Source organism: Xanthomonas nasturtii (assembly GCF_001660815.1).
GTDB classification, from domain to species: Bacteria; Pseudomonadota; Gammaproteobacteria; order Xanthomonadales; family Xanthomonadaceae; genus Xanthomonas; species Xanthomonas nasturtii.
On the sequence record NZ_LYMI01000010.1, the window covers coordinates 71481 to 96152 of the forward strand.

A 24672-nucleotide genomic window follows, 5' to 3' on the forward strand; every position below is an offset into this window, starting at 1 on the left:
GTTTTGGAATCCGTCGGGCGGATCATCTGGTTCCAGATGACACGCACCGGGTCCCAGCCACCCTTTCCGGGCACGCCATGACCAGTACCGCTGCACTATCTTCTCCCGACGCTGCCAACACGCCGGAGCTCGGCCGGGTGGATGCGGACTACACCCTGGACCACAAATACACGCGCACCGATGGGCGCATCTATCTGTCCGGCGTGCAGGCCCTGGTGCGGCTGCCGTTGCTGCAACGCCTGCGCGACGACGCTGCCGGGCTGGACACCGCCGGCTTCATCAGCGGCTACCGCGGCAGCCCCCTGGGCGGGCTGGACCTGGAACTGTGGCGCGCACGCAAGCATCTGGACGCAGCCCGGGTGACCTTCACCCCCGGCCTCAACGAGGACCTGGCCGCCACCATGGTGTGGGGCACCCAGCAGACCAACCTGTTCCCCGGCGCCAAGGTGCAGGGCGTGTACGGCATGTGGTACGGCAAGGGCCCGGGCGTGGATCGCAGCGGCGACGTGTTCAAGCACGGCAATGCCGCCGGCACCTCGCCCTTCGGCGGCGTGCTGGCGCTGGCCGCCGACGACCATGCCTGCCGCAGTTCGACCCTGCCGCACGGCTCGGAAGACGAGTTCGTCAGCGCGATGATGCCGATCCTCAACCCGGCCGGGGTGCAGGACATCCTGGACATGGGTCTGCTCGGTTGGGCGATGAGCCGCTACACCGGGCGCTGGATCGGCTTCAAGACGATTGCCGAAACGGTGGAATCGTCCGCGTCGGTGCAGGTGGATCCATTCGCACGCACGATCGTGCTGCCGGAGGATTTCGCGCTGCCGCCGGGCGGGTTGAGCATCCGCTGGCCCGACCCGCCGGTGGATCAGGAAATGCGTCTGCACCGCTATGCGATCGCCGCGGCGCAGGCCTTCGCACGGGCAAACCGCATCGACAAGGTGGTGCTGGATTCGCCGCACGCGCGGCTGGGCATCGTGACCACCGGCAAGAGCTATCTCGATGTGTTGCAGGCGCTGGAATACCTGGGCCTGGATGCGCAGGCCTGCGCGCAGATCGGCATCCGCGTGTACAAGGTCGGCATGACCTGGCCGCTGGAGCCGGTAGGCATCAGCGCGTTTGCGCGCGGGCTCGAAGACATCGTGGTGGTGGAAGAAAAGAAAGCCTTCATCGAGCGCCAGATGAAGGAGCTGTTCTACAACTGGCCGGCCAGTGCGGGTGCGCGGCCGAGCATCGTCGGCAAGTACGACGAACAGGGGCAATGGATTCTGCCCTCCACCGGCGAGCTGACCCCGGCCACGATCGCGGCGGTGATCGGCAAGCGCATCCAGCGCTTGCTGCAGTCGAGCGCGATCACTGCCGATTCGATCGAGCAGCGGCTGCGCTGGATGGAGAGCAAGGAAGCGGAGATGGCCTTGCCGCGCGCGCAGTTCCCGCGCGTGCCGCATTACTGCTCCGGTTGCCCGCACAACACCTCCACGGTGGTGCCGGAAGGCTCGCGCGCGCTGGGCGGCATCGGCTGCCATTACATGGTGACCTGGATGAACCGCTCCACCGACACCTTCACCCACATGGGCGGCGAAGGCGTGACCTGGTCGGGCCAAGCGCCGTTCACCGAGACGCCGCACGTGTTCCAGAACCTGGGCGATGGTACGTATTTCCACAGCGGCTCGCTGGCGATCCGGCAGTCGGTGGCCACCGGCGTCAACATCACCTACAAGATTCTCTACAACGATGCGGTGGCGATGACCGGCGGCCAGCCGGTGGACGGCACGCTCACCGTGCCCGACATCGCGCATCAGCTGCGCGCCGAAGGCATCCACGAGATCGCCATCGTCAGCGACGACATCGGCAAGTGGACACGCCGACGCGACCTGTTTCCTGACGACGTCGCGTTTCATGATCGTGGCGAGCTGGATGCGGTGCAGCAGCATCTGCGCACCGTCAAGGGCGTGTCGATCCTGATCTTCGACCAGACCTGCGCCACCGAAAAACGCCGCCGCCGCAAGCGCGGCAAGCTGATCGACCCGCCCAAGCGCGTCATGATCAATTCGCTGGTGTGCGAAGGCTGCGGCGATTGTGGCGAAAAGAGTTTCTGCGTGTCGGTGTTGCCGAAGGAGACCGAGTTCGGGCGCAAGCGGCAGATCGATCAGTCCAACTGCAACAAGGATTATTCCTGCGTGTCGGGCTTTTGCCCGAGCTTTGTGACCGTGCATGGCGGTGCGCCGCGCAAGGGCAAAAAACGCGACGCCAGCGCGCTGCTGGACAACTTGCCCGCACCGCCGCAACGCACCTTGCTGCAGCAGCCCTGGAACATCCTGATCACCGGCGTCGGTGGCACCGGGGTGGTCACCATCGGCGCACTGCTGGGCATGGCCGGGCATCTGGAAGGCAAGGGCGCCACCGTGCTGGACCAGACCGGCCTGGCGCAAAAGGGCGGCGCGGTCACCACGCATATCCGCATTGCACGCACCCCCGACGACATCCATGCAGTGCGTATCGCTGCGGGCGAAGCCGACCTGGTGCTGGGCTGCGACATGGTGGTGGTCAACGATTATTGGGCGCTATCCAAGGTGCGCGATGGCCGCACCCAGGTGGTGCTCAACACCTACGAAGCGATGCCGGGCAGCTTCACCACCCAGCCGGACCTGCAATTTCCGGCAGCCGAGATCATCGCTGGCGTGCGCACTGCGCTTGGTGGGCAGGAGCCGTTGTTGCTGGATGCCACGCAACTGGCCACTGCGCTGCTGGGCAATGCCATCGCCAGCAATCTGTTCGTGCTGGGCTATGCCTGGCAGCACGGGCTGGTGCCGTTGTCGCATGCGGCGCTGATGCGCGCGATCGAACTCAATGGCGCGGCCGTGGCGATGAATCAGCAGGCCTTTGCGTGGGGCCGGCTGGCCGCGATCGATCTGCCGGCGGTGCAGCGCGCTGCCGGTCTTGCGCAGGTTGGCACGCCTGCAGCGACACACGGCAACATACCGCAGGCGCGGGGGCCGGGCAGCTGGGAAGATCACGATCTGAGCGGCCAGAGCGCACCGCGCGCGTTGGCGCAAACCGATGGCAGCACGCTGCACGGCGATGTCGACGCACCGACGCATCCACTCGACGATGAGCAGCTTGCGCAATCGCTGGACGAGGCCATCGCGCGCCGCGTGGCGTTTCTCACCGACTACCAGGACGCCGCTTATGCGCAGCGTTACCGCAGCCTGGTCGAGCGCGTCCGCACGCACGAGCTGCAGCGTGTGCCCGGCAGCAGTGCACTCACCGAAGCGGTGGCGCGCTACGCCTTCAAGCTGATGGCCTACAAGGACGAATACGAAGTGGCGCGGCTGTACACGCGTGGCGATTTTCAGCGCCGGTTGCAGCAACAGTTCGAAGGCGACTACACGTTGCGCTTCCACCTGGCGCCGCCCTTGCTGGCAAAAAAAGATGCGCACGGCCATCTGATCAAGCGCGAATACGGGCCGTGGATGTTCACCGCCTTCAAGCTGCTTGCGCGGCTGAAATTCCTGCGTGGCGGCACGCTCGATGTGTTCGGCTATAGCGACGAGCGGCGTGGCGAGCGTCAGCTGATCGTCGATTACGTTGCAACGATGGAAACGCTTCTGGAGCGGCTGGATGCCGATAACGTCGGCCTGGCCGCGCAGATCGCCAGCATCCCGGAACACATTCGCGGCTATGGCCACGTCAAGCATGCGCACCTGCAGGAAGCCAAGGCGCGCGAAGCCGCGCTGCTGGTGCAGTGGCGGAATCCGAAGGCGCTGCATGTGGTGCAGGCGGCTTGATGTCGGCGAACGATGACATTTTTCCATTGTAGTCGATCGGCGACATTTCGTTGGAGATGACTGGCTGCTTCGGCGGGAAACCGTTACGTCGATGTAAGCGATCGACGACATTGCGGCAATGTCGTCGATCGCTTACATTGCATCCATGGATACCGTCCGCACGCCTTCCGATATCGGCAACATCATCCGCGCCAGACGCAAGCACCTGAGCTGGGATCAGGCTCGCCTAGCCAATGAAATCGGCGTGAGCCGGCAATGGGTCGTCGATATCGAGAAAGGCAAGCCGCGCGCGGAGCTGCAATTGATCCTGCGAGCGCTGCACGCACTGGGGCTGGAGTTGATGTTGGGCCCAGACCTCGCTCAGGTTTCGGCGGTGCGCACGCCCGATCGCGACACCGTAACGCCGATCGATCTCGACGCGATCATTGAACATAACCGGGCCAATCCATCATTGGGAACTGCCTTTTTCAATGCGTTGAACAACAACGTCCTCAAGAATCAATTCTCGCCGTTCGACAGGCTGCAAAACACTGGCGTGCACAGACCATTCCCGACATTGGATGCTCTAAAACAGTCTCCGGCGCAAGCAGCATTAGATGCTCCAATACATTCTCCAGTGCAAGCAGCCTTAGCAAGCTCGAATAGACATCAATCGATTATCGATTCAATCGTAAAAAAAATCAGCGAATGAACTCGTGCAGAAACAGTCATCAGTACTTGATAGTCTGAAGATTGGCGAGGCAGCGAAAATATCCAACAGCATTTCGGCCTCCCCTAAAAAGAAGCGCGATCGATGAGACTGATCGCCCTGATTGAAAACCAGGTGATCGGGCATCTGGCGTCCGACCCGCATGGGCATCCACGCTTCACCTATACGCCGGACTGGCGGCAGTCGAAAAGTGCGATACCGCTGTCATTGAACCTTCCCCTCAGCAAGGAAGATCACCCGACCGAGGCAGTCAATGCAGTGCTGTGGGGCCTGCTGCCAGACAACGAAGCCACCTTGCAACGCTGGGCATCCAGGTTCCAGGTTTCGCCGCGCAATCCGCTCGCCCTGTTGTCGCACGTCGGCGAGGATTGCGCTGGTGCGGTGCAGTTCGTCACCGAGGCCCGGCTCCAGGATGTGCTGTCCGGGGCTGGCGATGGCATTGAACCACTCACCGATGGCGAACTGGAGGCACGCTTGCGCAGGCTGCGCCAGGATGTCGGTGCGGCGCGCCAGGTCGATGACGTCGGACAGTTCAGCCTGGCCGGCGCGCAGGCCAAGATCGCATTGCTGCACGACGGCGTGCAATGGGCCATCCCGGCCGGGCGCATCCCCACCACGCATATCCTCAAACCACCGAGCGAGGAATACGACGGGTTCGTCGAAAACGAGTTGTTCTGCCTACGCCTGGCGCACAGCATCGGCCTGCCGACAGCCACCGCCCAGGCGCTGCGCGTTGGCGATGAAACTGCAATTTGCGTCGAGCGCTACGACCGCATCGCCATCGACGGCAGGCTGCTGCGCATCCATCAGGAAGACATCTGCCAAGCGCTGGGCGTGATGCCGCAGCTCAAGTACCAGAGCCAGGGCGGCCCGGGACCGGCTGCGCTGTCGCAGCTGCTGTGGACGCACTCCTCACAGGCACGGCAGGACGTCGAAACCCTGTTCCAGGCGCTGGTCTTCAACCACCTGATCGGCGGTACCGATGCGCACGCGAAGAACTATTCGCTGCTGCTCGGCCAACACCGGCAGGTCCGGCTGGCACCGTTGTACGACATCTCCAGCGCCCTGCCGTATCCGCAACTGCAACAGCGCAAAATCGAGATGGCAATGAAGGTTGGCAGCCACTATCGCTGGTGGGATATTCGTCCAGGCGGCTGGCGGCAGCTGGCCGAAACGCTGCGTCTGGACGCGGCTGCCTGCCTCGCATGGATGGCCGTGGCCGCAAGCGATCTGCCGGATCGGGCGCGCGACCTTGCCGTCGTCCTGCAACAGGAAGGCGTCGCGCATCCGGTCCTGGATGCACTGGTGGATGCCATCGCCGCATCGTGCCAACGCATGCGCACACTGTTGCAATCGCACTGATCCGCAGTTGGGACCATACCGCTACGCCGCTCTCGGCCGTGGCAGCAATCCAGTGCGCTTAGAGGGGGCGCAGCAGCCGCAAACCGAACCAGTCTTTCGCATCGTTCCAACCGTGCGTGACCTTCAGCCCGGCAGCGGCCGCGAGTTCGGCGAAGCGTGCGTCGGTGTACTTGTAGCTGTATTCGACCTGCATCGCTTCGCCTTCGGCAAATTCCACATCCTTGCCGCCAACCCGCACGCGCTGCGCGCGCTGGCTGATCAGGAAGGTTTCGATACGGCCGCGTTCGCGCGCGTAAACCGCATGGTGACGGAAGCCGTCCAGATCGAAATCGCTGCCGATCTCGCGGTTGAGCCGCGCCAGCAGGTTCAAGGTGAACTCGGCAGTGACACCGGCCGCATCGTTGTAGGCGGCTTCGATCAGCCCGGCGTCCTTGTCCAGATCGATACCGATCAAGGCGCAGCCGTCGCTGCCCATGGTCTGGCGCATCGCATCCAGCAATTCGATGGCGGCGGTGTCGGTGAAATTACCCAGCGTGGAGCCGGGGAAAAACACCACGTGGCGCCGCGCCGGGCGTTGCGCGTCAGGCAGACGCAGCGGCTTGGTGAAGTCGGTGCAGACCGGCAGCATCTGGATCTGCGGGAATTGCTGGGTCAGCCGTGCCGTGCTTTCCAGCAGTGCGGTGCGCGAGATTTCCAGCGGCGTATAGGCCACCACATCGCGCAGGCCCTGCAGCAGCAGCTCGGTCTTGCGTCCGCTGCCGCTGCCGTATTCGACCACATGCACGCCGGCGCCGATCGCCTGCGCGATCGAGGCCATGCTGGCTTCCAGCAGACCCAGTTCGGTGCCGGTGAGGTAGTATTCCGGCTGCTGCGTGATGGCTTCGAACAGCTGCGAGCCACGCGCGTCGTAGAAGTATTTCGACGGCAGCGTCTTGGGCGTTTGCGACAACCCCGCCAATGCATCGGCGGTGATGTCATCCGGCTGCGGGCGCAGGTCGGTCAGTGCGGCGTGCGCGCGTTGCATGGCATGGGCGGCGGCGTTCAAGGCAGATCCTTGGCAAGGCGCACGCCGGCAAATTGCCAACGCGCATCGGATGGGAAAAAGTTGCGGTAACTGGCACGCAGATGATTGGCCGGGCTGGCGCAACTGCCGCCGCGCAGCACCCATTGCGCATTCATGAATTTGCCGTTGTATTCGCCCAGCGAGCCGGGCCACGGCGCAAAGCCGGGATACGGCAGATACGCGCTGCCGGTCCATTCCCAGACATCGCCGAACAGCTGCTGGATGCCGGTGTCCACTGCTTCAGCGCCACGCGGATGCAGCGCATCGGCGTCGACGAAATTGCCCTGCACCGGCACGCCGGTCGCGGCCTGTTCCCACTCGGCTTCGGTGGGCAGGCGCGCGCCGGCCCAGCGTGCGAAGGCATCGGCTTCGAACAGGCTCAGATGGCACACCGGTGCATGCGGATCGCGCACGCGCCAGCCATCCAGCGTGAATTCGCGGCCAGTGTCGTCCCAATACATGGGGTGTTGCCAGCCTTGCGCCTGCACCATTGCCCAGCCATCGCTGAGCCAGGCACCTGCGCTGCGGTAGCCGCCGGCATCGATGAATTCCTGAAACTCCGCGTTGGTCACCACGCGGTGTGCCAACGCATGCGCGCCGACCAGCACACGGTGGCGCGGCGACTCGTTGTCGTAGGCAAAGGTGTCGGACTGTGGCCATGCCGCGGCACCCATCTCGACGATCTGTTCTTCGCGTGCATGCCAGCGCAGCGTGCTGGCCACCGCCGCGGGCGGCGCAGCTGCGTCACGGTAGGCCGGCTGCAATGGATTGCTCCACAGCGCGTGCTTGATGTCGGTGAGCAGCAGCTCCTGATGTTGCTGCTCGTGCTGGATGCCCAGCTGCACGATGGTGCAGGCCTGCGCGTCGAGCAGGCCCTCGCGCAGGCGCTGCTGCATGTGTGCATCCACCGCGGCGCGGTAATCGCGCACCTGCTGCAACGAGGGACGCGACAGCACCCCACGGCGCGCGCGCGCATGCATCGGGCCGACGCTTTGGTAGTAGCTGTTGAACAGGAAATCCCAGGCCGGGTCGAACACGCGGTATGCCGGGTCGGCCTGCAACACGAAGCGCTCGAAAAACCAGGTGGTATGCGCCAGATGCCATTTGCTCGGGCTCGCATCGGGCATGCTCTGCACCATCGCGTCTTCGGCGCTCAGGGGTGCGGCGAGACGGTCGCTCAGCGCGCGGGTCTGCGCGTAGCGTTCCAGCAGCGTCAACTGCTGTTGCTGGTGGTGGCCCAGCAGAGGGGAGAGTGCAGACATCGCCATATGCTTGGGCAGCGGCCGTGAACGTGCCGTGTCGGCAGCGTGGCAGCCAGCGGTAAGCTGTTTGCATGTCATTGCCTTCTCTGTCCAGCACGCTTCCTGCACCCCTCGATTGGGCCCAGCGCCATCAGGCATTTGCGCTGCCTGCCGGGGTCACCTATCTGGATGCGGCTTCGCGCGGTCCGTTGCTGCGCGCCGTACAGACGGTGGCGCATCACGCGGTCGATGCGATGGCCGCACCGTGGCGGTTGCCATTCGATACCTGGTTGCAGCAGATCGAGCAGTTGCGCGGGCTCGCCGCCGCGTTGTTCGATGGCGATGCCGATGCGCTGGCGATGGTGCCATCGGCCGCGCATGGCCTGGCCACGGCTGCAGGCAATGTGCCCTTGCAACGCGGCGAGGCGGTGCTGGTGCTGGAAGGGCAATTCCCCTCCAATCTGCTGATCTGGCAGCGGCGCTGCGCGCAGGTGGGTGCGCATCTGCTAGCGGTACCCACACGCGCCGGCAACGGCTTGACCGATGCGGTGCTGCAGACCATTGCCGACACGCCTGCGCTGCGTATCGCGAGCCTGCCGCAGGCGTACTGGCTGGACGGGCGGGTGCTGGATCTGGACCGCATCGGCGCCGCCGTGCATGCGCGCGGGGCAGCGCTGGTGCTGGATCTGAGCCAGAGCCTGGGCGTGTTGACGCCCGATCTACCGCGCTGGCAGCCGGATTTCGTGGTCAGCGTGGGGCATAAATGGTTGCTCGGGCCAACGGGATTGGCCTGGCTGTGGGCAGCACCGCAGTGGCGTGCGCACGGGGTGCCGATCGAGGAACACTGGGTCGGCCGCGATGCTGGCAGCAGCTGGGAATTTCCGATTGCCACCGCGCCGCACTATCGCAGCGGTGCACGCCGCTTCGATGCCGGCGGCGTGACCGATCCGTCGCGGATCGCAATGGCCACGGTGGCATTGCAGCAGATCAATGCGTGGCAGCCGGCGCGCATTGCGGCCGCGTTGGGCGAGTTGACCACGCAATGGGACACAGCCCTGCAGGCGCGCGGCCTGGGCAACTGGTGCACGCCTGGTCACGCACCGCATCTCACCGCGCTGCAGCCACCGGCAGAGACGCTGGACGCAGTGGCGACAACCCTCAACACGCTCGGTGTGATCTGTACCCGGCGGCACGGGCGTCTGCGGATTGCGCCGCATCTAAGCGTCACCGAAGACGCGCTGTCACGGGTGATTGCGGCGCTGCCAGGCGCATGAAGCGGCACGCAGGTGCGTGGAGGAGCAGACCTGGCCGCGCCATGGCGCTATCGGGAATGCCTCATCGCGGCCAGGTCCGCTCCTTACGTATCGATGTGGTCGTGAGCCACATTGATGTAGTCGTAAACAGGGGTGCACAGCCGCTCAACCGCGCTGGCTGATCCGCAAGCCACGCGGCGTTGCCCAGCGCTCCAGTCCTTCGAACACGGCCTGCACCAACAGCGCCAGCACGGCGGCGGGAATGGCGCCTTCCAGAATCAGGCCGATGTCGTCCAGGCGGATGCCGGTGAGAATCGGTTGGCCGTAGCCGCCGGCGCCGATCAGCGCGCCCAGCGTGGCGGTGCCCACGTTGATCACCGCAGCGGTCTGGATGCCGGCTACGATCGTGCGGCGGGCCAACGGCAGTTCCACACGCCACAGGCGTGTCCACGCCGGTAATCCGATGGCGTGCGCGGTCTGGCGCAGCTCGCGCGGAATCGAGGTCAGCCCGGCGTGCGTGTTGCGCACGATCGGCAGCAAGCTATACAGAAACAACGCGGCAATTGCCGGCTTGGCGCCGATGCCGAACAGCGGAATCATGAACACGAAGACCGCCAGCGACGGCAGCGTCTGCAGCACGCCCGTCAACGACAACACCACCTGCCCCAGACGGGGACGCCGCGCTGCCAGCACGCCCAGCGGCAGCGCAAGCAGCAACGCGAGACCCAACGAGATACCGACCAACGCCAGATGCTCGCGTGTATGCCGCAGCAAACGCGTCACCCGCGAGTCCGCCTCCGATGCCGCAGTGACGCCCAACCAGCGCGCGGCAACCGTCGCTTCGGATTGCCGCTCCAGTTTCACCTGCGCATTGAGCCGCTGCATGGTCGCTTCGTCGATGCGTCCCTGCAGCCCCTGCAGTGTGTGCAGCATCGCTGGAGAGCGCTGCGCCAGATCCTTGCGATACAGAAAAATCGCCTGATAGTCCGGGAAATAGTGGCGGTCGTCGCGCAGCACCTGCAGCTGGTAATACGGAATTTCCGCATCGGTGCTGTACAGATCGGTGACCTCGATGGCGCCGCTCTGCAAGGCGCGGTAGGCCAGGTCGTGATCCAGCCCGGTCGCAGCTTGCGGCAATGCGTACGCGCCACGCAGCCCCGGCCAGCCATCGGCACGCTGCATGAACTCGTTGCTCAGACCGATCTTGAGCGTGGGATGCCGTGCCAGATCCGATAACGAGCCGATGCCCAGCGCCTGCGCGCGTTCGCGCCGCATACCGAACGCATAGGTGTTCTGGAAGCCCAGCGAATCGGTCATCGCCAGCCCGCGCGCGTCCAGCGCCGCGCGCAGTTCGGCCTGGCTGGCGGTGGGCAGTTGCAGCAGTTCCTGCGCCAGCGTGCCGGTGTATTCGGCATACGCATCGATCTGCCCGGTCTCCAGCGCGCGCCACACGATGCGCGTGCCACCCAGTTGCGCGCGGTGCTGCACATCCACACCGTCGCGCTTGCCGGCGGCGGTGGCGATTTCGCCCAGGATCACCGCTTCGGTGAAGTTCTTCGAGCCAATGGTGAACTGCGCGGCCTGCGCGGCCTGCGCGGCGTGCGCGGCGTGCGCGCCAAGGCTGCAGATCAGCAAGACTGCGGCGATCAGCGCACGCGCCATCATGCGGCATCACCGATGCTGCGCTGCGCGGTGAGAAAGCGCTGGACGAATGCGTCGGCTGGCTGCTCCAGCAGGTCGCGCGCAGTGCCTTGCTGCACAACACGGCCGGCGCGCATCAGCACCAAGGTGTCTGCCAGATACGCGGCTTCGGCAACGTCGTGGGTGACCAGCACCACGTTCTTGCCAAGCTGGGTGAACAGTTCGCGCATCTGCGCCTGCAGGTCGTAGCGCACGATGGGGTCGAGCGCGCCCAGCGGCTCGTCCAGCAACAAGGCCGGCGGGTCCAGCATCAAGGCGCGAATCAGCCCCACGCGCTGACGTTGCCCACCGGAGAGTTCGGCCGGGTAGCGTGCCAGCAAGTCGGCCGGCAATTGGCACAACGCGCACAGCGTCTCCAAACGCGCGGCGATGCGCTCACGCGTCCAGCCCACTGCCTGTGCCAGCAAGGTCACGTTGCTGCGTGCGTCCAGATGCGGAAACAACCCGCCCTCCTGGATCACGTAGCCGATGCGTTGGCGCTGCGCCTGCAGGGTGGCGCGCCGCAACGGCGTACCGTCGAAGGCGACCGTGCCGCTGTCGGGCCACTCCAGCCCGACCAGCATGCGCAGCACCGTGGATTTGCCGGCGCCGCTGGGGCCGATCAACGCGGTGGTGATGCCGCCGGCGAAATCCAGCGAGACCGCGTCGAGCGCAATGGCCTGACCGTAGCGGCGGCTGACCTGATCGAGAGTGAACATGCGGCCGAGCTTGCCGAACGCAACGTCAGACGCGCGCGAAGGCAGGCATCAGCGTGGCGGCGCCAGCAATTCGCGCGCGCTCAGCGTGCCGTCGCCATTGGCATCCTGCCGCGCGAAGCGCTCGATCAAGGTGGCACGATGCGCCGCGCGGGTGATCGGCTTGCCGCGGCGGCCGGGCAGTTCGTCGCTTTGCAACACGCCATCGTGATCGGTATCGCGCTGATCGAAGGCATAGCTCATCCAGGCCAGATACTCGTCGCGGCTCACGCGCCCGTCGCCATCGGTGTCCATGCGCTGCAGATATTGCTGGCTGTCCTGCACCTGGGCCTGCACAGCGGCTGCAGGCAGGCTGGCAAACCATGCGACCAGCGCGCCACGCACAATCACACCACTGGCTGCGCGTGCACGCGGCCCAGCGCGCTTACTGCCGGCATCACGCACCACTCAGCGCATACCCTTTCAGCCGCACTGCGTAGGCCTGCAAGGCAGCGTTACCGCTGGCTTCGGCCTCGTGACACCACTGCTGCAATTGCCTGAGCCGTTCGGAGGCGTCATGGCTGCGCGCTTCCAGCACGGCCGTCAGCCGCGCACGGTACTCGACCAGCGTACGCATGCGCGGGCGTTGCGCCACCCACGCCTGCAATTGCGCACGCGCGTCCGGCTTGAGCCAGCGGCCGTCATCGACCAGACCCTTGCGCAGGCGGCGCGGCAGCAGTTCGCGCAGCTTGGCGCCGGTGGCAGCGGCCTCTTCGCGCAACGCCGGCTTGAGCACATTGCGCTGGTAATCGGTCATCGCCTGGAAGCGGTGCGACAACAGCGCCTTGAGCGTATCGGCATCGGGCACGGCGATATTGGGGCGGATGTCCAGCGATGGCGCCACCCGCAATACCTTGGCAAGGCCCAGCGCCTGCAGGCCGCGAATCGCGACCCAACCGATATCCAGCTCCCAGCGCCGCATCGAAAACCGCGCCGAACTCGGAAACGCGTGATGGTTGTTGTGCAGTTCTTCGCCACCGATCCACAACGCCCACGGGGTGAGGTTGGTGGAAGTGTCGGCCGATTCGAAATTGCGGTAGCCCCACCAGTGGCCCAGGCCATTGACCACGCCGGCGGCCCAGAACGGGATCCACGCCATCTGGATCGCCCACAGTGCGATGCCGGGCAAGCCGAACAGCACCGCGTTGATCACCAGCAAGGCGACCGGGCCGGCGTTGGCATGCGGGGTGTACAGATGCCGTTCGATCCAGTCGGTCGGTGCGCCCTTGCCGTACTGCTCGATATCGGCGCGCTGTGTGCGTGCTTCGCGGTACAGCTCCACGCCGCGCCAGAATACCTGCGAGATGCCCTTGGTCTGCGGGCTGTGCGGGTCTTCCTCGGTCTCGACCTTGGCGTGATGCTTGCGATGGATCGCCACCCATTCGCGGGTGATCATCGAGGTGGTCAACCAGGTCCAGAAGCGGAAGAAATGCGCGATGACCGGATGGAAATCCACACCGCGATGCGCCTGGCTGCGATGCAGGTACAAGGTCACCGCGAAGATGGTGAGCTGGGTAAACACCAGCAGCACCGCCAGCATGCCCCACACGCCCAGCCCCGCGACACCGGAGGTCAGAAAGTCGATGATCGGGTCGGACAACATCGGCATCTCCACAGCAGCGCTTTCGGCTTGATGCAGACATGATGGGGGCGATCGCGGCAAACTTCACCCTTCGGATGCGTAGGGTTGCATCTACATTTCTAAAGCGGTTCAGACCCTCGTCCCCCCCACTGCGCCTGATCTCACCCGTATGACTGTTGCCACCGATATTGCTGCCGATTGCGCCTCTTTTGCGAACGCGTCCCCGCTGATCGAACTCGACCAGGCCAGCGTGATGCGCGGCCAGGTCCGGGTGCTGCATGCGTTGCGTCTGCGCATTGCGCTGGGGCAGCACACCGCCCTGCTGGGTCCCAATGGCTGCGGCAAATCCTCCTTCATCAAATTGATCACGCGCGAGCTGTATCCGCTGGCGCGCGCCGATGGCCTGCCGGCCGTGAAAGTGCTGGGACAAACGCGCTGGCAGGTGGATCGCCTGCGCTCGCAATTGGGCATCGTCACCGGCGATCTGAGCGTCAACCTGGCCGACATGCCGGGGCTGGATGTGGAAAGCGCGGTGCTGTCGGGGTTCTTCGCCAGTTACGTGGTGCCGCCGCATCGCGAGATCGACGACGACATGCGTGCACGTGCACGCGAAGCGCTTGCCCTGGCACAGGCATTGCCGCTGCTGGACCGGCAATTTGCCGAGTTGTCGGCCGGCGAAACGCGCCGCGTGCTGATTGCGCGTGCGCTGGTCAACCGCCCGCAGGCGCTGCTGCTGGACGAGCCGTCCACCGGTCTGGACCTGGTGGCGCGCCAGCACCTGCTCGACACGATGCGGCACCTCGCCCGGCAAGGCATCACGCTGGTGCTGGTGACCCATCACATCGAAGAAATCGTGCCGGAGATCGCACGGGTGGTGCTGTTGCGCGCCGGCAAGGTGGTGGCCGACGGCACGCGCGATACGCTGCTCACCGATGCCAGCCTCTCGGCGGTGTTCGATGGCCCGGTGCGGGTACAGCGCGATGGCGGGCGTTATTGGGCAACGGTGGGCGACTGAGGGCTACGCCCGCCCGCAGCTCGCGCAGCTGCGTCCTTGCACGCGCTGCCCGACGACGCTCGGCATCGCGACGGCCAAGCGCTCCGGGCGGGCCGCAACCGCGTTGCAACCGCGCTCTCCAGACGTGACCTTGGACACGGGACAGCCCCGCTGCGGTTGCGCTTAGACTCGCCGTACCTACAGACCGGAGTCGTCGCGATGGCCCAGTGGTATTTCCATGTTCCCGGACAGGCCGACCGCATCGGTCCGCTCGACGACGCCAGTGCCCGCGCGCAGGCGCAGCGCCAACCCGACGCGCTGGCCTGGCGCGAGGGGCTCGATGGCTGGACCCCGGCCCGTCAGCTGGCCGAGCTGCACGGCGCCAGCAGCGCGCCGCCACCGTTGACCGGCGCGGCCGGGCGCGCCGATGAGATCGACTACCGCATCGTCGGCAACGACATGCAGTTCGTCGAAGTGGAACTGGACCCCGGCGAAAGCGCCATCGCCGAGGCCGGTGCGCTGATGTACAAGGATTCGGCGGTGCAGATGGATACCGTGTTCGGCGACGGCTCGCATGCCGGCCAGAGCGGCGGCGGCGGGCTGATGGGCAAGCTGCTGTCGGCCGGCAAACGCGTGGTCACCGGCGAGAGCATGTTCACCACCGTGTTCACGCATGCCGGCAGCGGCAAGGCCAAGGTGGCGTTCGCCGCGCCCTACCCCGGCACGGTGCTGGCGCTGCGGCTGTCCGAGCACGGCGGCCAGCTGATCTGCCAGAAAGACAGCTTTCTGGCCGGGGCACGTGGCGTGTCGTTGGGCATCGCCTTCCAGCGCAAGATCCTCACCGGCCTGTTCGGCGGCGAGGGTTTCATCATGCAGAAACTCGAAGGCGACGGCTGGGTGTTCGTGCATGCCGGGGGCACGGTTGTCGAACGTGAGCTTGGCCCCGGCGAGCGCATCGACGTGGACACCGGCTGCGTGGTCGCTTATCACGCTGGCGTGGACATGGACGTGCGCCGCGTGGCCGGGTTGAAGAGCATGTTCTTCGGCGGCGAAGGGGTGTTCCTGGCCACCCTCACCGGCCCGGGCAAGGTCTGGCTGCAATCGCTGCCGTTCTCACGCATGGCCGGCCGCATGCTGCAGGCCGCCCCGCAAGCCGGCGGCCAACAACGCGGCGAAGGCTCGGTGCTGGGCGGATTGGGCCGGCTGCTGGATGGGGATAACCGGTTTTGAGTGGGTGATGCGGCGGGTTGGCGTGGTGGTGATTTAGAGAGTGAGGGTGCGGGGCGAAGCAGTCGTCGTGTCACTTCTGAAGGCACTTGGCGACGCGTTTGTCATTCCAGGCCCTGGCAGGTGCCTAAGGCGTACCCTCATCCGGCGCTACGCGCCCCCTTCTCCCCCATGAGGGGAACAATGTCCCGGCGGCAGAAGGGAATCGAAGCCCCTCTCCTGCGGGAGAGGGGTTGGGGTGAGGGTACGGGGCGAAGCCACATTCTGTAGGTGGGGAGTGCGAGGCTTCTCCCGTCCCCTCGTCTGGCGCTACGCGCCACCTTCTCCCCCATGAGGGGGACAATGTCCCGGCGGCAGAAGGGAATCAAAGCCCCTCTCCTGCGGGAGAGGGGTTGGGGTGAGGGTACGGGGCGAAGCCACATTCTGTAGGTGGGGAGTGCGAGGCTTCTCCCGTCCCCTCGTCTGGCGCTACGCGCCACCGTCTCCCCCCATGAAGGGGGACAATGTCCCGGTGGGAGAAGGGAATGCAAGGCCTGCAGATGATGCCGTTTTGAACGAGCTCCACCCACGCCAATCACCGCAGCAGCAGTGGCAGCGCGCGTGTATTCTCCCTCGCCTTTCCCATCGACGTTTTCGCCATGACCGCGCCCCGCTGCTCCCGCTCGCTTGCCCTGTTGTCCATGCTCGGTCTGCTTGGCGCCTGCGGGGGCGAGCCGCGACCGGCGACGCCGGCGCCGGTCGTGCAGGCGCCTTCGGCCGCGGCTCCCAAGCCGGTCAAGATCGGTGTCGCGCTCGGTGGCGGTGCGGCCAAGGGCTTTGCGCATATCGGGGTGATCAAGATGCTCGAAGCCAACGGGTTTGCGCCGGTGGTGGTGTCCGGCACCAGTGCCGGCAGCGTGGTGGGCGCGCTGTATGCCAGCGGCATGGATGCGTTCGAAATGCAGGAAAAGGCCGTTGCGCTCGACCAGACCAGCATCCGCGATGTGCGGCTGTTTTCCGGCGGGCTGGTGCAGGGCCAGAAGCTGCAGGACTATGTCAACGAGCAGCTCGGCGGCAAGCCGATCGACAAGTTGCGCAAGCCGTTCGCGGCAGTCGCCACCCGTCTTGAAGATGGCGAACGCACCGTATTCGTACGCGGCAACGCCGGCCAGGCGGTGCGTGCGTCCAGCAGCATTCCGGGCGTGTTCGAACCGGTGACCATCGGCAAGTACCACTTCGTCGATGGCGGCGTGGTCAGCCCGGTGCCGGTGGATGCGGCGCGCCAGCTGGGTGCCGAATTCGTGGTGGCGGTGGATATTTCCAGCAAGGCCAGCGGCAAGAATCCGGGCGACCTGTTGGGCACGGTGAACCAGTCGATTTCGATCATGGGCCAGCGCCTGGGCGAAGCCGAACTCAAACGCGCCGACGTCGTCATTCGCCCCAAGGTCAACGAGATCGGCTCGGCCGATTTCAATCAACGCGGTGCGGCGATTCTGGAAGGCGAGCGCGCCGCAATGGCGGTGATGCCGCAGATCCGCGCCAGGATCGCGCAGCTGCAGGCCGCGCGCAGCAGCGCCACGCGCAACGCGGCCGATCAGGCTGCAGCGGCAAAGCAACAGGCGTATCAGCGCTGCCTGGAACAGCGTTCGCGCTGGCAGAAATTGCGCGGCAAGGACGAGGAATGCGTGGCCCCGTGATGCGAGTGCCGTGCGTTGCACTCTGGCGGTGTGACAGGCGTGTTGCGCAGGTGGTTGGACGCGGGAATTGTAGCGCCGGGAGGTTAGGCGTTCGCGTTGGGGGTTGCTGCGTTTGACGTCGTGGCGTGTGTCGGGACGGCGTCGCGGCCAAGGCCGCTCCTACAACGGCGTTGTTTCGCTCGGCATCATGCGCATGCCATCAAGCGCCGACAAAAACCAGCGGCGCTTTGCAGAGGCCATTGCCGTAGGAGCGGCCTTGGCCGCGATGCCGCGCCGATAACAACGCCACCGTCCTGGCACCGTTATCGGAACGTGAGTCGCCGCGACATCAATACCGCCAGCGCAACGACACGCTGACAAAGCGCGGTTCGCCGTAGTTCTGGTAATCCAGATTCGCCCAATAGGTTTTATCGAACGCATTGCGCACCGCAAGCGATGCGGTCCACTGGTTACTGATGCGGTAGTTGGCGTTGAAATGCACCAGCGCGTACGGGTTCTGCATCACGGTGACCGGCGTGGTGGCGCCGCTGCCGTCGCCGATGGGGCGTTCGATATTGAAGCCGCGCACCGCGCTCTGCCAGCTGAGGCCACCACCGATGCTCAGGCGGTCCCACGCACCCGGCAGGCGCACCTGGGTGGACAGCTGCAGATAATCCTCCGGCAGATTGGCGTAGATCGCATCGGTCGGCGCGCGCGTGACCTTGACGTGCGTGTAGCCGGCGTTGACCGTCCAGCCCGGCAGAATCTCGCCGTTGAAATCCACTTCCCAACCGCGGCTCTTGGTGCCGTCCACGCCGATGTAGGCCGAGCTGGCGTCCGGCAACGAGGCGTCCGGCTGGGTCATGTCGCGCACGGCGTAGTTGTCCTGCTTGGCCTCGAACACGGCGGCGGTGGCCATCGCATGGCCATCGAACAACTGCGCCTTGATCCCGGCTTCCAGGTTGGACCCTTCCACCGGCGCGAGCAGGTTGTTGTCCTTGTCGCGGTAGTTCTGCGGGTTGAAGATTTCGGTGTAGCTGGCATAGACCGACACGTCCGGCACGATGTCGTACACCAGGCCGACATACGGGGTGACTTCATCGCTCACTTCATAGCGGCCGCTGGTGCCGGTGTAGCTGCCGCTGGCATCGAAGGCCTGGGTGCGGGTTTCCCATGAGCTCAGGCGTGCGCCGGCGATCAACGACAACGGGTCGGCCAGCCGGAAGCGCGTGGATGCATACACACCGCGCTGTGTGGTGCGTGCGTCGCGGCGCGCGCCGGTGCGGGTGTACGTCACTTCGGACGCGTCGCCATTCCAGTTGCGGATGTTGGGAATGAAATAGCAGCGCTCGGGTGGGCCGAAGGCGTTGGGGCAGCTCGCCCAATCGGTGGGATAGGTCTGCGCCACGCTGTAGGTGGTGGACTGCAGATCCTGCCAGCTGCCGCCGATCACCACGTCGTGCTGGCGGCCGAACAACGCGAACCCGCCGGACAGATACACGTCCACGCTGTCGCGCGTGTCCTGTGTCTCGCCGGCGCCGGTGCGCAGAAACACGCCGCTGCCATCGGCGGCCGGGTAACCGGTGCCGTACACGCGCAGACTCTGCACCGTGCCCTTGGTGTGGGCAGTGTTGACGCGCAGTAGCCAGTCCTGCCCGAAGCGCTGTTCCAGGTTCGCGAAGGCGGTGCTGGTTTCGCGCTGCCAGCGCGTCCATTCCGGCGCCATGTTGGTCGAGCGCGACAGGTTGGCGAAGGAGCCGTCTGCGGCGAAGAACGGCACCGTGCCCCAGGTCGAACCGACCGGGCTGTTGTCCTGGCGCTGGTAGCCCACGGTGAGCGTGGTGCTCTCGGTCAGGTCGCCTTCCAGCACCGCCATGCCGGACATCTTGTTGTCGTGGTAGCGGTCGTAGTAGGAATCGCGGTCCTGCCAGGCGGCCACCACGCGGCTGCGAAAACGCCCGTCTTCGGTCAGCGGTGCGTTGACGTCGGCCTGCATGCGACGGAAATCCCAGGTGCCCGCACTCACCGCAAACGCGGCGTCGAAGTCCTTGTCCGGGCGCTTGCGCAGCAGGTTCACCGTGGCCGAGGGAATGCCCGCGCCGGTGAGCAGGCCATTGGCGCCGCGGATCACTTCGACGCGGTCGTAAAAGACCGTGTCGTACTCCTGATTGGTCGCGCCGCTGTAGGTCGGCAGGCCGTCGATCTGGAAATCGGTGATCTGGAAGCCGCGCGCAAAGTACAGCGGGCGCTGGGTGTCGTAGAACGACACGTTGACGCCAGTCACATTGCGCATCACATCGTCGATGCTGAACAGCGATTCGTCTTCCAGCCGCTGCAGGCCGATCACGCTCACCGACTGCGGCGTTTCCTGCACGGTCAGCGGCAGCCGCGTGGTGGTGGCAGGCTGCGCGCGGCTCACCGTGCCGTTGACGCTGACCTGGTCGAGCGTCTTGGCATTGCTCGCGTCGGCGGCCTCGGCGGCATGTGCAAGGGTAGCCTGGCTCGACAGCGCAAACAGCAGCGCGGCAGACAACAGGCCAAGGGGGGCGATGGCAGCAGACATGAGGCGTTCTCGTCGTTCGCTGCGGACGCAGTGCGTCACGCAACAGGAAAGGCACAGGCACACGCGGGCGTCCACTCGAACCGGCTGGCTGACCCTGCATGGGCTGGCGATGCGACACGAACGACATGGCCGGACGCGGCCAAAATGTTATATAAATGTAAATCGTTATCGTTTGCGAGGCAAGCGCGCGGGACATCCATGCGCCGTGAGAATGCAGCTCGCGCTGGTGCAGGCTGCTGCGTCAGGTCATGCGAGCAAGGCGACCGCGCGGGCGTCATCCACGTGCTCGCGCGTCATGCCAGATGCGACAGCGGCAGACCCTCCGGCGCTTTTACCGTGCGCAGCACGAAGCTGGAATTCACGTCCGACACGCCGGTGGCGTTGAGCAGGCGATCGAGCAGAAACCGGGAAAAATGCTCCAGGTCGCGTACCTGCACCTGCAGCAGGTAATCCATGTCGCCGGTCAGCGCCCAGCACGCCACTACCTCGTCCCAGCCGCGCACGCCCTCGGCGAAATGTTCGATATCGGCCTGCCCGTGCTGCTCCAGCTGCACGCGTACGAAAGCCTGCAAGCCAAGCCCCAGCGCACGCGCGTCCAGGCGCGCGCCATAGCCGGCGATGATCCCGGCCGCCTCCAGGCGCTGGGTACGTCGCAGGCACGCAGATGCCGACAGATTGACCTGCACGGCCAGCTCCGCATTGCTGCTGCGCCCTTGCGTCTGCAGCAGCGCGAGCAGGCGCAAATCGGTGCGGTCCAAAGCGATGGGCTGATCCATATGTTGCGCAGCAGCAGATGATGACGCACGAATCTTGCGCCAAGCCGCTTGCGACACGCAAGATTCGCAATCCCCTTGCGCAGGCATCCGGCTAAGGTGAGGCCTGATCACCCGGAAGTGCCGCTGCATGAACACTGCGCCGCAACGCGTCGAAAACCAGCTCACCGACAAGGGCTATGTGCCGGTCTACACCACCGCGGTGATCGAGCAGCCGTGGGACGGTTACAGCGCCGACGATCACGCGACCTGGGGCACCCTGTACCGCCGCCAGCGCGCCTTGCTGGTGGGCCGCGCCTGCGACGAGTTCCTGCAGGCGCAGGACGCGATGGGCATGGGCGACACCCATATTCCGCGCTTCGACGCGCTCAATCGCGTGCTGGAGGCGGCCACCGGCTGGACCCTGGTCGGCGTGCAGGGCCTGCTGCCGGAACTGGATTTTTTCGATCACCTGGCCAACAAGCGCTTCCCGGTGACGTGGTGGATCCGCCGCCCCGAGCAGATCGACTACATCGCCGAACCGGACCTGTTCCATGACCTGTTCGGGCACGTGCCGTTGTTGATGAACCCGCTGTTTGCCGACTTCATGCAGGCCTATGGCCGCGGCGGGGTCAAGGCGCACGGCATCGGCCCGGACGCGCTGCAGAACCTCACCCGGCTGTACTGGTACACGGTGGAATTCGGCCTGATCGACACGCCACAGGGCCTGCGCATCTACGGCGCCGGCATCGTCTCGTCCAAAGGCGAATCGCTGCACTCGCTGGAATCGGCCGCACCCAACCGCATCGTCTTCGACCTGCAACGCATCATGCGCACGCGCTACCGCATCGACAGCTTCCAGAAGACCTATTTCGTCATCGACAGCTTTGCGCAGTTGATGGACGCCACCGCGCCCGATTTCACCCCGATCTACGCCGCTCTTGCCCAGCAGGCGCAGGTGCCGGCCGGCGATGTGCTGCCGGGCGACCGGGCGATCCAGCGCGGTACCGGCGAGGGCTGGAGCCGCGACGGCGACGTGTGAGGCACCAGCTGACATCACGTGCTGCCCGCTGCGGCGGCATGAGGCGACACATGATGGGGAAGCTGCGATGTGAGGCACACCGACTCGACACCGCTGCCACTGCGGACTAAGGTCAAACCTCCCCACACCGCCTTCGCTCAATGGACCTGACGCATCTGCGCATCCGGCGCTTGGAGCTGGACGACACCCGCCTGCTGTTCACCCTGGCAAATGGCATCCGCATCGACGAGCCCATCCAGGCGCATCGGTTATTGCTCAAGGCATCGCCGCCGCAGCGCGCGCAGTGGCAACTCACCGAAGACGGCTTCGGGGTGAACTGGCCCGCGATCGCGCCCCCCACACCGGAAGGCCTGCTGCACATGCCCGAGCTGCTGTGGCGCCGGCGCGCCGCGCGTGCGCTGGCAAAGCTGGCCACGTTGCGCGGGCGCCTGGATGCGCTGACGCCGGGCGAACGCGAGCTGGTCGCACTCGCGCGCCTGGATGCGGAAATGAGCGAAAGCGGCTACGCGCGCTACTTCGATCGCTGGGATGCGGCCACCCGCAGCGACGCACTGCGCGGCCTGGCCGCGATGGGTGCGGCGCAGACGCGGCAGGCCATCGAGGGCCTGGGCGCGGTGTTCGAACGGTTGGAAGAAGACCCCAACCTGCTCAGCATCGAGGACATTCTCGATGCCATGAGCGAAGCCGACCGCCAGCGCGTGGATGGCTGGGAAGAGGTCTATTACCGCCGCTCGAGCGAACTGGCGCGCCTGGGGCTGACGCATTACGGGGTGGATAAGGCCTGAGGGCTTTGCCCTTGCTGCCTGCTGCATGCAGGCACTGCATCGCGGGCTGTTGATGTTCGAGCTCCCGAAACGCGGTAGTGCAACTGAAGGCCTCAGCAAACGTCCCAGAGTCCCGCCAAACTCGTGATAAGTACCAAATTAACTTGCTTTCCAGGGTCGGAAGAGTAATTTAATTTGGTATGCCAAAACGTATTCCGCCCACCATGCCCCGTGCACAGCGCCAGATCGAAGCACTGGGTGAGCGCCTGCGCACGGCGCGACTGCGCCGCACAATGACCCAGCGCGAGCTGGCACTGCGTGTGGGCGTCAGCGTACCCACCCTGGCAAAGTTGGAAAACGGCGATCCGTCAATCAGCCTGGCCGCCGTCCTGCGCGTACTCACCGTCCTCGGACTCGATAAGGACATCGATCTCTTGGCCAGGACCGACCCCCTGGGAAGAGAGCTTCAGGACAGCCGCTTGCGGCGGCCCGGCCCTGCCGGCAAAACAGCGCAATGAACGCGCCCGACCCCCTGCAGGAGATCGGCAAGGTAGAGGTGTGGATTGACGATCCCGCGCTGGGCGGGAGTGCACTGGCGGGGTGTCTGACCCGGCAGAACAGCCGTCGCGGCGACACGCTTCATTTTGAATACGCCGCGGGATGGCTTGCCAACGAGACGCCTGTCCGCGCCTTCGCGCTCGATCCGCAACTGCCGCTCCACGCAGGCGCGCTGATTGCACGCGCGGGTGCATCGGAGTTGAGCGCTGCGTTTCTCGATTGTTCGCCCGACCGGTGGGGCAAACTGCTGATGAAGCGCAAAGAAGTGATCCAGGCGCGTGAGCAAGGACGGAAGGTGCGTGTGTTGCGGCCATGGGATTATCTGATCGGGGTCAACGACGTCTCGCGCATGGGCGCACTGCGACTGAAAGACAGCGTCAGCGGCAGGTTTCTCGATGATCATGCACTGAGCGCACCGCCGCTCACGCAGCTGCGCGAGCTTGAAGCAATCGCTCGCCGACTCGAGCGCGATGAAATCAGTGACAACGACACCGACCTGGCGTGGATCAAGCAATTGATCGCACCTGGTGCCTCGCTGGGCGGCGCGCGACCCAAAGCCAGCGTTCGTGAGGCGGATGACACGTTGTGGCTGGCGAAGTTTCCTTCTGCCGAGGATGACTACAACGTCGGGCGCTGGGAATACATTACCTATCGGCTGTCGTTGTCAGCAGGCATCAACATGTCCCAGGCCAGACCGCTGGAACTCTCCAAGCACGGCACCACCTTCGCAGTGCAGCGCTTTGATCGCATCCCGCAAGGCCGGCGCACGTATGCGTCGGCATTTGCGCTACTGGATGTGGACCACAGCGAAGAATCGTCTTATGTCGATATCGCGCAGGCCATCGAGATGTTCGGTGCAGCGCATGCCATCCAGGAGGATCTCCATCAGCTGTTCCGACGCATCGTCTTCAATGTGCTTATCGGCAACCGTGATGACCACCTGCGTAACCACGGGTTCTTGCGTGAGCCGGCTGGCTGGCGATTGGCGCCTGCGTTCGACGTCAATCCCAATCAGGACAAGGACGCGCATGTATTGGCCATCGGTCTGGACGACCCCACCCCGCGCACAGCGCTGTTGATGGACACCCACGCCTATTATCGGTTGAGCACACCGCAAGCGCTGACCATCATCGATGAGGTACGTACCGCGGTAGCCCGTTGGCAACAGGAAGCGCTGCGCTGCAACGCCAGCCGTTCCGAGATCGCCGCAATGGAGGCGGTGATCGATCCCGCGCGATAGGCCGAATGGTTTGGCTTGCCTGGATGTACGAATGCCCTGCTAAGAGCAGCTGACAAACGACTACACTCATCCGCGAAGCCGGCGCGGCCAGTGCTCGAAATCAGCATGTCGCGGTCGTCCACAGCGGTTCAGAGCGCGCCGTCGGCACCCACTTGCCGACAACTGCTCGCTACGTTTTCAGGGCCGATCAACGTCGGAAGTAAGTGCGTCGCCACAGAACGACTTTCTTACCGAAAGCGATGTTGGGGCGTCACATTACGTTCTCACTACATAGCTGAGCGAGTGGTAGAGCAACCGTGGATCAAACATGGGATCTGATGCTGATGTATCCCCACATTTCTTCCTGCAAGATCAAGCACTTGGTGTGCCAGGATGTGGAAGAAAGTGCGCGCATGGGGCACGCTTCAAGGTGACTAAGCCAAAGAAGAGTGCCGACCATGCGCGCCA

Annotated in this window: 19 protein-coding genes; 11 read left to right on the top strand and 8 right to left on the bottom strand. The window is 65.1% G+C overall.

All coding sequences use genetic code 11. The annotated features are described in order from the left end of the window. The first annotated feature begins 77 nt into the window (after window positions 1–77). The 3 genes from A7D16_RS05275 (at window position 78) to A7D16_RS05285 (ending at window position 5856) form a co-directional block, all read left to right on the top strand. Window positions 78–3785 (top strand): indolepyruvate ferredoxin oxidoreductase family protein, encoded by a 3708-nt coding sequence (locus A7D16_RS05275; RefSeq protein WP_064630506.1) that lies wholly within the window; start codon window positions 78–80, stop codon window positions 3783–3785. A 145-nt stretch (window positions 3786–3930) separates the two neighbouring features. Next, entirely contained in the window at window positions 3931–4476 is a 546-nt protein-coding gene (locus A7D16_RS05280; protein ID WP_153043130.1) for a helix-turn-helix transcriptional regulator, read from the top strand. Between the two features lie 102 nt (window positions 4477–4578). Further along, entirely contained in the window at window positions 4579–5856 is a 1278-nt protein-coding gene (locus tag A7D16_RS05285; RefSeq protein WP_064630508.1) for a type II toxin-antitoxin system HipA family toxin, read from the top strand. Window positions 5857–5914: 58 nt separating this feature from the next. On the opposite strand, the gene egtD is transcribed toward A7D16_RS05285, so the two are convergent. Together egtD and egtB are read right to left on the bottom strand one after the other, a co-directional pair. Continuing rightward, window positions 5915–6901 (bottom strand): L-histidine N(alpha)-methyltransferase, encoded by a 987-nt coding sequence (egtD, locus tag A7D16_RS05290; protein WP_064630510.1) that lies wholly within the window; start codon window positions 6899–6901, stop codon window positions 5915–5917. Then, on the bottom strand, window positions 6898–8187 hold the full coding sequence (gene egtB, locus A7D16_RS05295; protein ID WP_064630513.1) for an ergothioneine biosynthesis protein EgtB: 1290 nt from the start codon (window positions 8185–8187) through the stop codon (window positions 6898–6900). The genes egtD and egtB overlap by 4 nt, the downstream gene beginning before the upstream one ends. Before the next feature lie 65 nt (window positions 8188–8252). Between egtB and A7D16_RS05300 the strand changes: the two genes are divergently transcribed. Next, window positions 8253–9434, top strand: a complete 1182-nt coding sequence (locus A7D16_RS05300) for an aminotransferase class V-fold PLP-dependent enzyme (RefSeq protein ID WP_064630515.1) — start codon at window positions 8253–8255, stop codon at window positions 9432–9434. 144 nt (window positions 9435–9578) lie between these two features. On the opposite strand, the gene A7D16_RS05305 is transcribed toward A7D16_RS05300, so the two are convergent. Genes A7D16_RS05305 through A7D16_RS05320 form a run of 4 tightly spaced genes read right to left on the bottom strand, consistent with a single transcriptional unit; the run spans window position 9579 to window position 13451 of the window. Next, window positions 9579–11078: an ABC transporter permease/substrate-binding protein gene (locus A7D16_RS05305; RefSeq protein WP_064630517.1), complete on the bottom strand. Its 1500-nt coding sequence runs from the start codon at window positions 11076–11078 to the stop codon at window positions 9579–9581. Further along, the gene (locus A7D16_RS05310; protein WP_064630519.1) at window positions 11075–11812 is read right to left on the bottom strand and encodes an ATP-binding cassette domain-containing protein; all 738 of its coding nucleotides are present in this window, start codon (window positions 11810–11812) and stop codon (window positions 11075–11077) included. Before A7D16_RS05310 ends, A7D16_RS05305 begins: the two co-directional genes overlap by 4 nt. A 48-nt stretch (window positions 11813–11860) precedes the next feature. Beyond that, window positions 11861–12256, bottom strand: coding sequence for an EF-hand domain-containing protein (locus tag A7D16_RS05315; protein WP_064630521.1), 396 nt, complete (start codon window positions 12254–12256; stop codon window positions 11861–11863). Then, window positions 12246–13451 carry a DesA family fatty acid desaturase gene (locus tag A7D16_RS05320; protein WP_064630549.1) on the bottom strand — a complete coding sequence of 402 codons (1206 nt, stop codon included), beginning with the start codon at window positions 13449–13451 and terminating at the stop codon, window positions 12246–12248. The genes A7D16_RS05315 and A7D16_RS05320 overlap by 11 nt, the downstream gene beginning before the upstream one ends. 148 nt (window positions 13452–13599) lie before the next feature. Here A7D16_RS05320 and A7D16_RS05325 point away from each other — a divergent pair, with 148 nt between their 5' ends. The 3 genes from A7D16_RS05325 to A7D16_RS05335 all read left to right on the top strand — a co-directional run bounded on the left by A7D16_RS05325 (window position 13600) and on the right by A7D16_RS05335 (window position 17327). Continuing rightward, entirely contained in the window at window positions 13600–14445 is an 846-nt protein-coding gene (locus tag A7D16_RS05325; RefSeq protein ID WP_064630523.1) for an ABC transporter ATP-binding protein, read from the top strand. 198 nt (window positions 14446–14643) lie between these two features. After that, window positions 14644–15654, top strand: coding sequence for a TIGR00266 family protein (locus tag A7D16_RS05330; protein WP_064630525.1), 1011 nt, complete (start codon window positions 14644–14646; stop codon window positions 15652–15654). A 635-nt stretch (window positions 15655–16289) separates the two neighbouring features. Next, window positions 16290–17327 (top strand): patatin-like phospholipase family protein, encoded by a 1038-nt coding sequence (locus A7D16_RS05335; protein ID WP_064630527.1) that lies wholly within the window; start codon window positions 16290–16292, stop codon window positions 17325–17327. A 328-nt stretch (window positions 17328–17655) separates the two neighbouring features. Here the strand turns inward: A7D16_RS05335 and A7D16_RS05340 are convergent, their stop codons facing one another. Both A7D16_RS05340 and A7D16_RS05345 read right to left on the bottom strand, forming a co-directional pair. Next, window positions 17656–19869 carry a TonB-dependent siderophore receptor gene (locus A7D16_RS05340; protein ID WP_064630529.1) on the bottom strand — a complete coding sequence of 738 codons (2214 nt, stop codon included), beginning with the start codon at window positions 19867–19869 and terminating at the stop codon, window positions 17656–17658. Window positions 19870–20162: 293 nt separating this feature from the next. Next, a complete protein-coding gene (locus tag A7D16_RS05345; RefSeq protein ID WP_003490476.1) occupies window positions 20163–20645 on the bottom strand; it encodes an Lrp/AsnC family transcriptional regulator in 483 nt (160 codons plus the stop codon). 127 nt (window positions 20646–20772) lie between these two features. On the opposite strand from A7D16_RS05345, the gene phhA reads away from it, so the two are divergent. The 4 genes from phhA (at window position 20773) to A7D16_RS05365 (ending at window position 24225) form a co-directional block, all read left to right on the top strand. Then, window positions 20773–21663, top strand: a complete 891-nt coding sequence (gene phhA, locus A7D16_RS05350; RefSeq protein ID WP_064630531.1) for a phenylalanine 4-monooxygenase — start codon at window positions 20773–20775, stop codon at window positions 21661–21663. 140 nt (window positions 21664–21803) lie between these two features. After that, window positions 21804–22448: a DMP19 family protein gene (locus A7D16_RS05355; RefSeq protein ID WP_064630533.1), complete on the top strand. Its 645-nt coding sequence runs from the start codon at window positions 21804–21806 to the stop codon at window positions 22446–22448. A gap of 179 nt (window positions 22449–22627) precedes the next feature. After that, entirely contained in the window at window positions 22628–22945 is a 318-nt protein-coding gene (locus A7D16_RS05360; RefSeq protein WP_064630535.1) for a helix-turn-helix domain-containing protein, read from the top strand. After that, window positions 22942–24225, top strand: a complete 1284-nt coding sequence (locus A7D16_RS05365) for a type II toxin-antitoxin system HipA family toxin (protein ID WP_064630537.1) — start codon at window positions 22942–22944, stop codon at window positions 24223–24225. The genes A7D16_RS05360 and A7D16_RS05365 overlap by 4 nt, the downstream gene beginning before the upstream one ends. Window positions 24226–24672: the final 447 nt, after the last annotated feature.

Coding starts and splice junctions, on each gene's coding strand:
- A7D16_RS05275 (WP_064630506.1), top strand. CDS start 78: ATGACCAGTACCGCTGCACTATCTTCTCCCGACGCTGCCAACACGCCG.
- A7D16_RS05280 (WP_153043130.1), top strand. CDS start 3,931: ATGGATACCGTCCGCACGCCTTCCGATATCGGCAACATCATCCGCGCC.
- A7D16_RS05285 (WP_064630508.1), top strand. CDS start 4,579: ATGAGACTGATCGCCCTGATTGAAAACCAGGTGATCGGGCATCTGGCG.
- egtB (WP_064630513.1), bottom strand. CDS start 8,187: ATGGCGATGTCTGCACTCTCCCCTCTGCTGGGCCACCACCAGCAACAG.
- A7D16_RS05300 (WP_064630515.1), top strand. CDS start 8,253: ATGTCATTGCCTTCTCTGTCCAGCACGCTTCCTGCACCCCTCGATTGG.
- A7D16_RS05305 (WP_064630517.1), bottom strand. CDS start 11,078: ATGATGGCGCGTGCGCTGATCGCCGCAGTCTTGCTGATCTGCAGCCTT.
- A7D16_RS05310 (WP_064630519.1), bottom strand. CDS start 11,812: ATGTTCACTCTCGATCAGGTCAGCCGCCGCTACGGTCAGGCCATTGCG.
- A7D16_RS05320 (WP_064630549.1), bottom strand. CDS start 13,451: ATGTTGTCCGACCCGATCATCGACTTTCTGACCTCCGGTGTCGCGGGG.
- A7D16_RS05325 (WP_064630523.1), top strand. CDS start 13,600: ATGACTGTTGCCACCGATATTGCTGCCGATTGCGCCTCTTTTGCGAAC.
- A7D16_RS05330 (WP_064630525.1), top strand. CDS start 14,644: ATGGCCCAGTGGTATTTCCATGTTCCCGGACAGGCCGACCGCATCGGT.
- A7D16_RS05335 (WP_064630527.1), top strand. CDS start 16,290: ATGACCGCGCCCCGCTGCTCCCGCTCGCTTGCCCTGTTGTCCATGCTC.
- A7D16_RS05340 (WP_064630529.1), bottom strand. CDS start 19,869: ATGTCTGCTGCCATCGCCCCCCTTGGCCTGTTGTCTGCCGCGCTGCTG.
- A7D16_RS05345 (WP_003490476.1), bottom strand. CDS start 20,645: ATGGATCAGCCCATCGCTTTGGACCGCACCGATTTGCGCCTGCTCGCG.
- phhA (WP_064630531.1), top strand. CDS start 20,773: ATGAACACTGCGCCGCAACGCGTCGAAAACCAGCTCACCGACAAGGGC.
- A7D16_RS05355 (WP_064630533.1), top strand. CDS start 21,804: ATGGACCTGACGCATCTGCGCATCCGGCGCTTGGAGCTGGACGACACC.
- A7D16_RS05360 (WP_064630535.1), top strand. CDS start 22,628: ATGCCAAAACGTATTCCGCCCACCATGCCCCGTGCACAGCGCCAGATC.
- A7D16_RS05365 (WP_064630537.1), top strand. CDS start 22,942: ATGAACGCGCCCGACCCCCTGCAGGAGATCGGCAAGGTAGAGGTGTGG.